Annotated in this window: 14 protein-coding genes; 10 read left to right on the plus strand and 4 right to left on the minus strand. The window is 42.8% G+C overall.

Annotated elements, in window-relative coordinates:
* Nucleotides 1-54: 54 nt before the first annotated feature.
* From H7992_RS01965 to H7992_RS01980, 4 genes are all read left to right on the plus strand, one after another.
* Complete coding sequence (locus H7992_RS01965) at nucleotides 55-924, plus strand: putative RNA methyltransferase (RefSeq protein WP_255428561.1); 870 nt, start codon at nucleotides 55-57, stop codon at nucleotides 922-924.
* Between the two features lie 130 nt (nucleotides 925-1,054).
* Nucleotides 1,055-1,708, plus strand: a complete 654-nt coding sequence (locus tag H7992_RS01970) for a pentapeptide repeat-containing protein (protein WP_067205055.1) — start codon at nucleotides 1,055-1,057, stop codon at nucleotides 1,706-1,708.
* Between the two features lie 43 nt (nucleotides 1,709-1,751).
* Nucleotides 1,752-2,228 carry a polysaccharide deacetylase family protein gene (locus H7992_RS01975; protein WP_067205058.1) on the plus strand — a complete coding sequence of 159 codons (477 nt, stop codon included), beginning with the start codon at nucleotides 1,752-1,754 and terminating at the stop codon, nucleotides 2,226-2,228.
* Nucleotides 2,225-2,383: a hypothetical protein gene (locus H7992_RS01980; protein ID WP_187046511.1), complete on the plus strand. Its 159-nt coding sequence runs from the start codon at nucleotides 2,225-2,227 to the stop codon at nucleotides 2,381-2,383. The genes H7992_RS01975 and H7992_RS01980 overlap by 4 nt, the downstream gene beginning before the upstream one ends.
* A gap of 443 nt (nucleotides 2,384-2,826) precedes the next feature.
* On the opposite strand, the gene H7992_RS01985 is transcribed toward H7992_RS01980, so the two are convergent.
* The 4 genes from H7992_RS01985 to H7992_RS02000 form a co-directional block, all read right to left on the minus strand.
* On the minus strand, nucleotides 2,827-4,959 hold the full coding sequence (locus H7992_RS01985; protein ID WP_187046512.1) for an MMPL family transporter: 2,133 nt from the start codon (nucleotides 4,957-4,959) through the stop codon (nucleotides 2,827-2,829).
* A gap of 377 nt (nucleotides 4,960-5,336) precedes the next feature.
* Complete coding sequence (locus tag H7992_RS01990) at nucleotides 5,337-5,537, minus strand: cold-shock protein (protein WP_067205063.1); 201 nt, start codon at nucleotides 5,535-5,537, stop codon at nucleotides 5,337-5,339.
* A 158-nt stretch (nucleotides 5,538-5,695) separates the two neighbouring features.
* On the minus strand, nucleotides 5,696-6,694 hold the full coding sequence (locus H7992_RS01995; RefSeq protein WP_067205066.1) for an inorganic phosphate transporter: 999 nt from the start codon (nucleotides 6,692-6,694) through the stop codon (nucleotides 5,696-5,698).
* Between the two features lie 11 nt (nucleotides 6,695-6,705).
* Complete coding sequence (locus H7992_RS02000) at nucleotides 6,706-7,326, minus strand: DUF47 domain-containing protein (RefSeq protein WP_067205068.1); 621 nt, start codon at nucleotides 7,324-7,326, stop codon at nucleotides 6,706-6,708.
* Nucleotides 7,327-7,575: 249 nt separating this feature from the next.
* On the opposite strand from H7992_RS02000, the gene H7992_RS02005 reads away from it, so the two are divergent.
* The 6 genes from H7992_RS02005 (at nucleotide 7,576) to H7992_RS02030 (ending at nucleotide 12,827) form a co-directional block, all read left to right on the plus strand.
* Nucleotides 7,576-8,187, plus strand: coding sequence for an ATP-binding cassette domain-containing protein (locus H7992_RS02005; protein WP_067205071.1), 612 nt, complete (start codon nucleotides 7,576-7,578; stop codon nucleotides 8,185-8,187).
* Entirely contained in the window at nucleotides 8,184-8,912 is a 729-nt protein-coding gene (locus H7992_RS02010; protein ID WP_067205073.1) for an ABC transporter permease, read from the plus strand. The genes H7992_RS02005 and H7992_RS02010 overlap by 4 nt, the downstream gene beginning before the upstream one ends.
* Nucleotides 8,912-10,015 (plus strand): sensor histidine kinase, encoded by a 1,104-nt coding sequence (locus H7992_RS02015; protein ID WP_187046513.1) that lies wholly within the window; start codon nucleotides 8,912-8,914, stop codon nucleotides 10,013-10,015. The genes H7992_RS02010 and H7992_RS02015 overlap by 1 nt, the downstream gene beginning before the upstream one ends.
* On the plus strand, nucleotides 10,012-10,623 hold the full coding sequence (locus tag H7992_RS02020) for a response regulator transcription factor (RefSeq protein ID WP_187046514.1): 612 nt from the start codon (nucleotides 10,012-10,014) through the stop codon (nucleotides 10,621-10,623). The genes H7992_RS02015 and H7992_RS02020 overlap by 4 nt, the downstream gene beginning before the upstream one ends.
* Before the next feature lie 90 nt (nucleotides 10,624-10,713).
* Complete coding sequence (locus H7992_RS02025; protein WP_067205081.1) at nucleotides 10,714-11,247, plus strand: NfeD family membrane protein; 534 nt, start codon at nucleotides 10,714-10,716, stop codon at nucleotides 11,245-11,247.
* A 17-nt stretch (nucleotides 11,248-11,264) separates the two neighbouring features.
* Complete coding sequence (locus H7992_RS02030; RefSeq protein WP_067205083.1) at nucleotides 11,265-12,827, plus strand: flotillin lipid rafts scaffold protein FloT; 1,563 nt, start codon at nucleotides 11,265-11,267, stop codon at nucleotides 12,825-12,827.
* The last annotated feature ends 60 nt before the right edge of the window (nucleotides 12,828-12,887 follow it).

Raw genomic sequence — 12,887 nt, forward strand, 5'->3', positions numbered from 1 at the left:
CTCGTCGAAAAGCTGTATACTAATAGAACAACTGATGAACGGGGTTTTCAACGTATGACTATATCAAAAAAAATATTCAATGCACAAGTGATGGAGAGCAACTCGCATTTATTTAGATGTCCAATCTGCGCATCTGGAATGGTCATGGAGGACAAGTCACGGCTCGTTTGTGTAGACAATCACTCATTCGATTTATCAAAAAATGGCTATGTCAATTTAGCACCGCAGGCACATGTGACGAAGTATGATAAATCGCTATTTGAAGCAAGAAAAACGGTAATGAGCAGTGGGTTTTTCAATCAGGTTCTGGAATTTATTACACATAAAGTTCGTGAGCATATAGAAGGGCGGGAACAGGCCTTCATTCTGGACGCGGGTTGCGGGGAAGGCACGCACTTGTCGGCAATTCTTTCACAGCTGCCTAGCAAAACAACTGGAATAGGCATTGATCTTGCAAAAGAGGGGATTACTGCGGCGGCGAAAGAGTATCCAGGTTCAATTTGGAGTGTCGCGGACCTGGCGAATTGCCCGTTCCAAGAAAGCCAATTCGATGTTATTTTAAATATTTTATCGCCGGCAAATTACGCCGAGTTTACGCGTCTTCTAAAACCAAATGGAATGTTTGTGAAAGCAGTACCGGAAAGCGGTTATCTAAAGGAGTTACGAGCTGTTTTTTATGATGATGAAGAGCGCACAGACGATACGGATCCCGTTGCGCGCTTTGCGCAACACTATGACGCTGTCACAACGGAACGGATTACGTATGTTTTCCCGTTATCGTCGGGGCTTCTTGCGCCGCTTATCCGCATGACTCCGCTCACGTGGGGCGCGAGTGAGGAAAAGATTGAAGAAGCGCTAGGAATGGATATACAGAACATTACAATCGACTTCACCGTCATTTCAGGTGTGAAGCGGGTTGAGTAAAGAAAGGGGCGAGGAAGATGTTTGGTGGAATTAGCAGTGTTCCAAGCTGGTTTTATATTCTCGCGATTGCGGTAGTTATACTATTTATTATTATTATGGAATGGAAGACGCGCTAAAGGGGGATTCATTTATGACTAAAAAAAAGGTTAGTAAACGACAGAAACCGAAGTTGTCTGTTACTCATAAGGCTATGCAAGTGGAAGCGATTCTCGATAATGAAGGATACATTGAAAAAGTCCGCATTGACGGAGGTCATATGACAGGTGCGGAAGGTGAACGACTGACTTTCGATGACGTGATCTTTAAAGATGTATCGTTTGCGGGTAGTGATTTAGCGGGAGCAGAATTTGTTGATGTAGTGTTTGATACGTGCGATTTATCCAATGTTAATTTTCAAAGTGCTATGTTCCATAGGTGTGAAATCGTTAATTCGAAACTGACGGGTGCGGACTTTGCGAATGCGAAAGTGGGGCATACGTTAATCAAGGAATGTGATGGGCGCTATATTAACTTCAGCTTCTCTAGCATGAAGGAAGTTGAATTCGCTGAGTGTAATTTAACAGATGGCGATATTTATGAAAGTTCATTTAATAACGTGCAATTTAAGTTGTGTAAGCTGGATAATATTAACTTCACTGAAACGGACTTGAATGGTGTTGACTTGTCGGATAGTACATATGACCGGATTGAAGTCACGCTCCCGAAAATTGCAGGCTGTATTGTGTCAAAAGATCAGGCAATTGGCTTCGCACGTGTGCTTGGATTATCCGTGAAAGAAGAATAATGGTATACTTAAACGAAATCAGAGTGGAAAAGAGTGAACATATATGTTGACATTTGAAGAGAAACAACAGATTATCGAAACAATTCCCGAACTTACACGTAAAGATGTGTCAATGAAACGGGTCAACTATCATTATGAAGAAAGCTTATATGAAAAAACAGTCGTCGTTCAGCATCTTCACCCGAACGGTAACGGTTTTATCTATGTAGCGGGAATTCCTGGTTATGATACGGATGAACGTGGTCTCGTCAATATCCGTGAAGCTTCAGAAGAGGAACTACGGAAAATTATTGCAGATTCTATCAAGGCTTTATCTGAAGGAGCACCTGAACCGCAGGCTATTGTACAAAAGTTTGTGAACAATGAAGGTGAAGAGCTAATCCTTATGGAAGAGCAAGGCTTCTGGAATTTGTATCACGGCTTGAATCTTGAAGAAAGTTTCGGGGATTATAACGAAGCGGACGTCTATTTGATTGAAGAGGAATTCGTCAGAGTTGAAGACGAGGATGATGCGCAGTGAAAGGTAAAAACCTTGTCATCGGCCTTGTGCTAATTACGTTATTAAGTATTATTGCTGTTTATTTCACGATGAAGGCAACAGTCAATAATATGGAAAATGGGATGGCGCCGATTGTGACGGTTGTTGAATTGATAGAAGAAGTTGATTATCGCTAATTGAAAAAGCACACCAGGGATTAATCCCTGGTGTGCTTTTTCTAAAGCTAAAATATATACGTTTTTTCCACTGTGGTCGATGTCTAGCTCCAGCGGTCAGATGCTCGGGTCATAAGTCGAACCGGCTATGCGGTAAAGTGCACCGCTTCGCCAATCCGTCTTATGCCTGTCGCGGGCCTACAGGATGTAGGTCATGCAGCTGTTGCCACAGGAAGTGGCGTACTTAAGCTGCGTTCCTTTTAGGCGCCTTCCGCTTTTCTTTAATGCCTAGCTCCAGCGGTCAGATGCTCGGGTCATAAGTCGAATCGGCTATGCGGTAAAGTGCACCGCTTCGCCGATCCGTCTTATGCCTATCGCGGGCCTACAGGATGTAGGTCATGCAGCTGTTGCCACAGGAAGTGGCGTACTTAAGCTGCGTTCCTTTTAGGCACCTTCCGCTTTTCTTAATGCCAATTTCCTGGCTTATAGGGCCCTTTTCTAAACGGTAACCACCAGTTCCATTTGCCAAACAGTTTCATTAGGCTTGGAACGAGCAATAGGCGAATAATCGTTGCGTCAATGGCGACTGCTATCGCGATGCCGACACCAATCTGTTTCACTGGCATAACGTCCGTAAAGGCGAATGCCCCTGTCAGAACGATCATGATCAGTGCCGCAGACGTGATGATCTTACTTGTTGTTGCAAGACCTTCAACAGTTGAGTGGTCATTATCCAATGTCTTCGCATACTCTTCCTGCATCCTTGAGATGAGGAACACTTCGTAGTCCATACTTAGTCCAAAGACAAGACTAAAGACGATGACAGGGATGATAAGCGCAATTGTGCCTGCTTCCAATCCGAAATGACCATACTGGAAAATATAGACGAGAATACCGAATGTGGCAGCCAATCCGACGATGTTCATCAAAATTGCTTTAATCGGTATTAAAATAGATTTAAAAGCAATCATTAGGATGAAAAACGTCGAGACAAGGATAACCAACAGAACGTACAAAATCTTATCCAGTATTTCATCGAAGATTTCCTGATTGAACTTTGGTTGTCCACCGATGGATAAGTTCCACTCCGTTTCCTTGTCGGACCAGTCGCGCGCCCAATCTTGTGCGGCATCTGAACTACCATTAGCTCTAAGTGTCACAGGAATCATCAGCTTGTCGTCTTTCACAAATGTTTCAATAAGAGGGGAGAGTCCGGCGGCGATTTCAGGCGCCAACATCGCTTGCTCCCATTGTTCGACGGAATCGATGTCACTTGCAGTAAAAATTGTCGTTACTTTATCCACAAGCGGATCGTTTGAAAGTTCTTTTTCAAGTTCTTTCATGGACTGGAGACCTTTTTCATCCACCCAGCCGTCCGCACGTTCTGCAATGACATAGACAGCGGCTTGGTCAGCCAGCCCAAACTCTTTATCAATCAATTCAAAAGCTTGGCGCGTATCATACGACTTTGGCAATGAATCAATTGCTGGAATTGTTAAATCCATATTTTTCACTGGAATTATTGCGATACCGAGTAGGATAAACGCAACAATTGTTATCATAACGGGACGCTTAATAACTGCGTTGGCAAATTTGCGCCAACCGTTTGCTTCAGCTGATTTTTCTTTCAATAGCTGCCATTTGTCAATCCGGTCGCCAAGCGCAATAAGTACGGAAGGTAACAAGGTTATAGATGCCAGGACAGCCATTGCTACGACAATCATACCGCCGATTGCAATGTTTTGGAAAATGTCGACCTGTATAAGCATCATTGCGCCAAGTCCGATGAACACACAGAAAGCGGAAAAGATGACGGATCTTCCTGCTGTTCGAATCGTAGTGGAGATAGCTTCATGCATGTCGCTCTTTTTGCGTTCTTCACGATAACGGCTGATGAACAACAAAGCGAAGTCTATACTAAGCGCAAGTCCCAGCATTGGGATGATATTCAAGACAAAAATGGACAGGTCCATTTTCCCGCCAAGAATGGCCAATACACCGAACGAGGATACGACAGTTACAATACCAATAATTAATGGTACGAATGAAGCGACGACAGTTCCGAAAGCGAAAAGAAGTATAATAATTGCAATCGGTAACCCGATTGCCTCTGCTGTCATTAAGTCACGTTGGCTAGCAGTGTTAATGTCCTTTGAAATAGCGGAAGCACCTGTAAGTGTGATTCCTTTTTCATTACCGACAGCCTCTCGGATATCCGTGACGACAACAGACATATCTTTCTCCGCGTTATCAAAATGAAGAAGTGCATAGGAAGTAGTGTTTTTATACTGTGTATCGATGTCTAGCGGTGACACAATTTCTGAAGCGACCTTAAGTTTATCTACGTTAGTGAGTGTAGATGCTATTTTTTCATCTGGTACATTATCGAAAACTAGGAACATGGTTTCTGCCGGCATATCGAATTCATCAGACACAATATCCATGACTGCGGCATGTTCGCCATCTGTTTGGAAGCCGTCACCTTCTAAAAGTCCGGGCAACTTAATCGCGAATAGCGTCAATATGACGAAGATTGCAATCCATGCAAAGATAATATATTTATGTGCGCTTGTTACAAAACGCGCAAGTGTACGCATACAATCATTCCTTCCTGTGTATAGATTGACTCTATTCTTCTATAATAACGGAAAATGATGGGAATGTCTTTTATCGAAGGAGGCGGCACAGGTTAGGGAATCTAGCATGAGTGAAAATCCGCAAGCGGTTACTAAACGAGTCTATGTAGGTAATAATAGGTTGCATCCTGGAGGGAAGTTCATCGTATATAGGTTGAAATTAAGAATTACATTGAATTCGCTAGGGGATGCTACCCTCCAGTCTTAGGGTTTCTGATACCCCTAGTAAGGCTCCAATGCTCAGTTTATTATAAGTACTTAGTAGTCACCACAATTAATTTTGGACAAAGAAAAAAGCCATTCCCCGAAGGAAATGGCTTTTGAATGGTTAATTCAAATTAGTTTTTGTTTACGTTTGTAGCTTGAAGACCGCGTTGGCCTTGCTCGATTTCAAACGTTACATCTTGGCCTTCTTCAAGAGACTTGAAGCCTTCTCCTTGAATAGCTGAGAAGTGTACGAATACATCGTCTCCGTCTTCGCGTTCGATGAAGCCAAATCCTTTTTCTGCGTTAAACCATTTCACTTTACCTTGTTCCATGTGTGTTTCCTCCTCGTATGCTTTGTGCATACATTGTATTACTATCCTTGCTCAAGTCTTGAAGCGGTCAAGATTTATTCGAGACCATCATGCCGAACAAAAATAATTCTTCTTTATCATAACAGGGATATTAGCACATTGCAAGAGAAATGTTTGAATTAAAAAAACAAGTTAAGGATCTGATAGACAATCGCAGCGATTGTTGCTGAAATTGGTAAAGTAATAATCCATGTCGTGACAATCGTTCTAGCGACTCCCCAATTGACACCTTTTACACGTTGAGCTGAACCTACACCCATGATTGCGGAAGAAATGACGTGTGTTGTACTAACCGGTAAATGGATAAGTGTCGCTCCAAAAATAATCATAGCAGATGACAAATCAGCTGCTATGCCGTTCACTGGACGGATTTTCATAATCTTGCCGCCGACAGTCTTAATGATTTTATAGCCACCGATTGATGTTCCGATCCCCATCGCTGTCGCTGCAGCAATCCGGACCCAAAGCTGAATATCGTCCGACGTCTGCAATTCTGCTGCAATCAATGCCATTGTAATTATACCCATGGCTTTTTGCGCATCATTTGTACCGTGTGTAAACGATTGAAGCGCTGCTGTTCCGATTTGCATATAACGAATTCGTTTATTTGCCTTAAATAAATTCTTGTTCTTCAAGGTCACTTTGAATATCGACATTACAAGGAAGCCGCCTGCAAGTGCAATGAACGGAGAAATAAGAAGCGCTTGTAATATTTTTAGGAAACCGCTGTAATTTAAAATGCCGAAACCTGCTGCTGAAATAGCCGCGCCAGCGATTGAACCGATTAAAGCATGGGATGAACTGGATGGGATTCCGAAATACCAGGTAATCAGATTCCACGCAATTGCTGATATAAGTGCCGCTAAGATGACAAGCGAACCGTTTTCGAGAACGAATGGATCGACAATGTCTTTTGAAATCGTTTTTGCGACTCCTGTAAATGCGAGAGCGCCGACGAAGTTCATGACAGCTGCCATCATAATAGCGGTTCTCGGTTTCAGTGCACGAGTCGAAACGGATGTTGCGATGGCATTCGCCGTGTCATGAAATCCGTTGATGAAATCAAAAGCGAGTGCGAAAACAACGACTAGTATGGTAAGGAGAAGTATTGTATCCATTTGGCTCCCCCTTATGCGTTACGCATAATAATTGATTCGATTGTGTTGGCAACATCTTGGCAATAATCGGCGACATCTTCAAGCTGTTCATATATGTCTTTGAATTGGATAATGCGAATTGGATCCTTTTCATTAATGAAGAGTTGTTTGACCGATGTACGGAAAACTTCATCACAAACTCGTTCGTAATCTTTAATAAGTACTGCGTGATCGTGCATCGCTTCAAGTTTTTTCCTCGCAAGCAATTTCATCGCTTTAACGATTTCGTCGGTACTTTTCACAATGTTTTCCATGAATTTCTGTACATACTCATCAATTTCAGTAAGAGAGAACATTTCAAGATGTGCTGCAAAATGTTCAATACCATCAAGAACATCATCCATCTTAATGGCCAAATTCATGATATCTTCCCGCTCAATTGGTGTCATGAACGACTTGTTAAGCTTAGTAATGAGATCGTGGATGAGCGTGTCACCTTCCGTCTCGTAATTTTTAAGTTTAATGCTTACTTCTTTCAAGTCGGCAACTGTCACCACTTTAAAGTCGTTGGCATAATGAACCGCTTCTTGCACATTTTCAGCAATGGTTAATAATGCTATGAAAAAAGGGTCAGGTTTACGTGAGCTGAACATTGTTGTACCTCCGTCCCAGTATGGGAAATAATTTTTTAACAATCCCATCATATCAAAAACAATTTGAGATACCTACAAATTTCGACGATATCTGCACAAACTTTACACAATCTTTACAAAGACCCTACAAAGGATTCACAAAAATCAAATCTGTATAGAAAAAGTGACAATTGTCATGAAGGAAAAATGACTCAATGTACTCCACAGAATACCCTCTTTATCAGTAAAGTTAACGTAAGAGGTGAGAGTATGTTGGGAATTATTAATCTTTTTGTGGAGTTTAAACGGAAAAACGTGTTAAGAGATATTAACTTGGAAATTGCATCTGGGGAAGTAGTTGCGCTATGTGGAGCAAATGGAGCGGGGAAATCAACAATCGTATCCGTTATAGCAGGAATCGTCCATCCTTTAAGCGGGAGAATTCTACTGGCAGGGAAACCACTAGGAAGGAAAATGAAATCGGAAATAGGCTTCATGTTCCAACACGCCGAATTCATGGATAATGTGAAGGTCAAGGAGATGCTTTGTTTATTTCAATCCTTCTATAGAAGTCCTTACTCATTCAACGAGCTTGTCCGTCTTGGATTATTGCAAGATATGCTCCTTAAAAAGACACATGAATTATCAGGCGGTGAGCGTAAGCGGCTGTCATTTGCATTGTCGATGGCAGGTAGACCACTCGTGCTGATTGCGGATGAACCAACTGCGGGAATGGACGAGGAAATGAAAAAACATTTCTATCAACAACTAAAGCTTGCTGTTGATGAAGGGCTTGCCGTTTTACTGATTACACATTCCAGGGAAGAAAGAGAAGTTCTTGCACATCGAATTGTGTTGTTGAAGGAAGGGGTTGTGCAATGACTAAACCCTTTTTATTGTTGACAAAAATTGAAGTGTTGCGCATGCTAAGAAACCGCTATTTTGTCATTTATGCCATCGTTCTTCCCATCGTCTACTACCTAATCTTTTCGCTTTCGAATGAACCAGAGCACTATGCATATCTACTTATCGCAATGCTTGTCTTCAGTTTGTTGTCGGGAGCTGTCACGACATTTGCTATTGGACTTGCATACGACAACAGCAGACCTTGGCGTACATCTATGAAGGCATTGCCGGTTTCCGAATTAGTCGTTTCAGGTGCGAAACTGATGGCACAGCTCTTATTGAATAGTATCACGGTTGTGATCTTAATCGTTTTTGTTCAGACGATTCACGGGCTCCCAGGCAGTGTAGGGCAATGGTGTATGATTGCGGTATGGTTTATCGGTGTGTCCGCGGTGTTCATGACGTTGGGTGTGGCCATCAGTTCATTTGGGAAACAGGGTACTGTTTCTGGTATTGCAAACTTTACGTGGATATTTGTGATGTTTTCTGCAGGGACGTGGATTCCGATTGAACAGTTTCCGGGCTGGGTGCAACCTATTGCAAGCGGGTCTCCAGGAGCAATCGCGATAGCGGGTGCCTTCCGTTTACTGGGTGGAGGTTATCCCTTGATTGGTCAAATGGGTGGACTTATCTTTTATTCGATGCTATTTATAGGGGTTTACTGGGTTGGAGGATATATAAATAGAAGGGCGGCGAATTAATGAGCAGGAGATTTGCAGTATTTCCCGAAGGTTTAGGTAGGGAACCGTATACTATTTTAATCTATATGTTGTTTCCGCTCATAGGGGCGTTCTTTTTAGAGGGCATGGAGCGTATGTTTTCAATCCTTCTACTTGCTCCCTTTTTATTCGTCTATCGCCAGTCCTATTGGCGTAACAGCTATCTAGTGTTCGTCATTGTGCAAGCGATTATTATTGGTTTTTGGGTGTATATGTTCGGACCGGTTTTTTTCTGGCTGAGTGCCTTCTCTTCAAATATGATTTCGTTATTGTCCGGACGCAAGCGCATCGCGGCTGTTGGCGTCTATATAGTGGTTGGGATTGTCTATGGCGTGGCTAAGGACTTAAATATAGTGCAAACATCCATGTCGCTTGTACCTATTCTGCTCGCCATCTTTAATGCCTATATGATTTCATCAAGACGAAAATGGAATGAATCCCAGCGAGAATTGGAGAAAGCACATAGTCGGATTGATGAATTGGTGAAGCAGCAAGAACGCCAGCGAATCGGGCGTGATTTGCATGATGCACTTGGACAAAAGCTGTCGATGATTACATTGAAAACTGAGCTTGCCGAGAAGCTACTCGTTTCAGACACAGAAAGAGCTGCGGGGGAGTTACGGGAAGTGATTACAATCTCGCGCGAAACATTAACACAGATGCGGGAGCTTGTGGAAGACCTTGATACAGGCACGCTTGTCGATGAATTGACTGCCAGCCGGCAACATTTACACAGTGCAGGAATCAATTCTGAAGTAAACGGAGAAATCCATTCCATTAATCGTGGGTATGAAAAGATTGCTGTGATGGCAATTCGGGAACTTGTGACCAATGTCGTTAAACATAGCGCTGCATCATGGTGTCAAATTAACATTGCACGTTCAGTGGAAGGTGTATTAATTGAAGTCGCTGATAACGGAAAAGGTATCGATGAAGCGGTTCCAAATCATGGTATGACAGGCCTGCAAAACCGGATTGGGCTTATTAATGGAACGATTGGATGGAAAAGCGGTAAAGAAGGGACAGTCGTTCAGTTATTCATTCCGCTACCGAAAAGTATTGAAAAGGTGGGTGTCGTCTCGTGATACGCGTCGTAATTGCAGAAGATCAGGCGATGGTGAGGGGGGCTTTAATAGCACTTCTTTCTATAGAAGAGGACTTAGAAATCATCGGTGAGGCAGCAAATGGCTTGGAAGCGATTGAAGTAGTCGAGCGATTACTGCCCGATGTCTGTATTTTAGATATTGAAATGCCGATTATGAACGGCTTGGAAGCTTCAGAAAGATTAGTGGAGAAATACCCCGGTGTGGCGATCATCATGTTGACAACGTTTGGCCGAACTGGTTATCTACAGCGTTCAGTGAATGCAGGCGTAAAAGGTTTCTTATTGAAAGACGGACCGAGTAGTGCACTTGCCGAAGCAATTCGCATAGTAGCCGCGGGTCAGCGAGTTGTCGATCCAGAACTGGCCTTTTCACTATTTACAGAAAAAGATCAGTTATCCGAGCGGGAGCAAGAGCTTCTTATGCTGGCATCAAAAGGTTTGGCGAATAAAGAAATCAGCAAGCAGTTATTTTTGTCGGAGGGAACAGTAAGAAACTACTTCTCGGACATCTTTCAAAAGTTGCAAGTAAAAAGTCGGACAGAGGCAATTCACGTTGCCAGGAAAAACGGTTTAATTGATATGGAATAAATTTGTGAAAAATTTTCAGTAAATTGAAACTTTCGGGATGATGGGACGTATATATAGGTGAGACAAAAAAGGTGAAAGTGGGGTGTTGAAATGGAACTGTTTGGGATGCCAATTGTGCAAGTCTATATGGTTGGGCTAATTGTTGCAGGCCTTGCAACGTTACTTTATATCTTATTTAGTGACATGGCGGAAGGAATCGGCGATGCTAGTCCTTTCTTGGATCCGGCGGTGATACTTGCATTCATAACATTTGTAGCGGCTGGCGGTTATATATTAGAACTTGTTACAACATGGGGCAGCGGAATCATTTTGGTAATTGCACTTGTTACTGCTTTTGTACTCGATCTTCTATTGTACTTATTTGTCCTTCTTCCACTGAAATCGGCTGAAGTGTCCCTCGCGTATACGGATGAGTCGCTGATGGGTAGGGTTGGAAAAGTGATTGTACCTGTCCCTGTTGATGGATTCGGTGAAATTGTTATCGAATCGGTAAATGGCATGATTTCTAAGAGGGCGGTAGGGTACGAAAACACAGCAATTGAGTACGGAAAAGAAGTATTGATTATTGAAGTGAGAGATGGAACATTCATCGTTAAAGAGTATGAACCATTCCGCTTCAAATAAAAAAGGGGGAAAAACAGATGGAAATTTGGATTGCAATTGGAGTCGTCGCGTTTGTTTTACTGGCGCTGGTTCTCGTCTTCATCACAAAGTACCGCACAGTCGGGCCAGATGAAGCACTAATCGTGACAGGAAGTTATCTTGGTTCTAAAAATGTACATAAGGATGATTCGGGAAATCGTATTAAAATCATCCGCGGCGGCGGGACGTTCCTGTTGCCAGTGTTCCAACAAGCGGCACCGCTTAGCCTTTTGTCAAGTAAGCTTGAGGTTACAACGCCGGAAGTGTACACGGAGCAAGGCGTTCCTGTTATGGCAGATGGAACAGCAATTATTAAAATTGGTGGCTCAATCATAGAGATTGCAACAGCTGCTGAACAATTTTTAGGGAAATCAAAAGCTGACCGTGAAAATGAAGCAAAAGAAGTATTGGAAGGTCATTTGCGCTCGATTCTTGGTTCAATGACAGTAGAAGAAATTTACAAAAATCGCGATATGTTTTCTCAGGAAGTGCAACGTGTTGCTTCACAGGATCTTTCCAAAATGGGACTCATCATCGTTTCATTTACAATTAAAGATGTGCGCGATAAAAATGGCTATCTCGATTCACTCGGGAAACCACGTATCGCACAAGTGAAGCGTGATGCGGATATCGCAACAGTTGAAGCAGAAAAAGAAACGCGTATTAAAAATGCGGAAGCATCTAAAGAAGCACAAAAAGCGGAAATTGAACGTGCGACTGAAATTGCGGAAGCTGAAAAAGAGAATCAATTGAAGGTTGCGGATTACCGTCGTGATCAGGATGTTGCAAAAGCACGTGCCGACCAAGCTTACGAACTTCAAACGGCCGTCTCGAAACAGGAAGTTATGGAACAGGAAATGCAAATTCAAATCATTGAACGTCAAAAACAGATTGAACTTGAAGAGAAAGAGATTCTGCGTCGTGAGAAGCAATATGATTCTGAAGTTAAGAAAAAAGCTGACGCGGATCGCTATGCAATCGAACAAAATGCAGAAGCTCAAAAATCGAAACAAATTACGGAAGCCGATGCTGAAAAGTACCGCATTGAAGCACGTGCGTTTGCGGATGCAGAAAAAGTTCGTCTTGACGGGCAGGCGAAAGCCGATTCAATGCGCGCACAAGGGGAATCTGAAGCTGACATTATTCGTCTGAAAGGTCTTGCGGAAGCGGAAGCGAAACGTAAAATTGCTGAAGCATTTGAACAGTACGGCCAAGCTGCCATGCTTGATATGATTGTTAAAATGATTCCAGAATATGCGAAACAAATTGCAAGCCCGCTTGCGAATATTGATAAAATTACTGTTGTTGACACGGGTAGTGGTGAGGGCGGCGGAGCCAATAAAGTAACGTCGTATGCGACTAACTTAATGGCAACATTGCAAGAATCCTTGAAAGCATCATCGGGCATCGACGTTAAGGAAATGCTTGAAAACTACACGGGCAAAGGCAATATCCGCCCAAGTATTGACCAGCTGACAAATGAGATAAAAGCAACAAATACGAAGCAACCCACTCAACAAGTGATTGCAAGAAAAGAAGTTGCAGCTGACGAAGCTGAATAATATCTAACTAGAGGAGAGTCCCGACGCAGTAGTGCGTCGGGGCTTTTTTTATGTTGTTGG

The organism is Sporosarcina sp. resist, assembly GCF_014302295.1.
GTDB classification, from domain to species: domain Bacteria; phylum Bacillota; class Bacilli; order Bacillales_A; family Planococcaceae; genus Sporosarcina; species Sporosarcina psychrophila.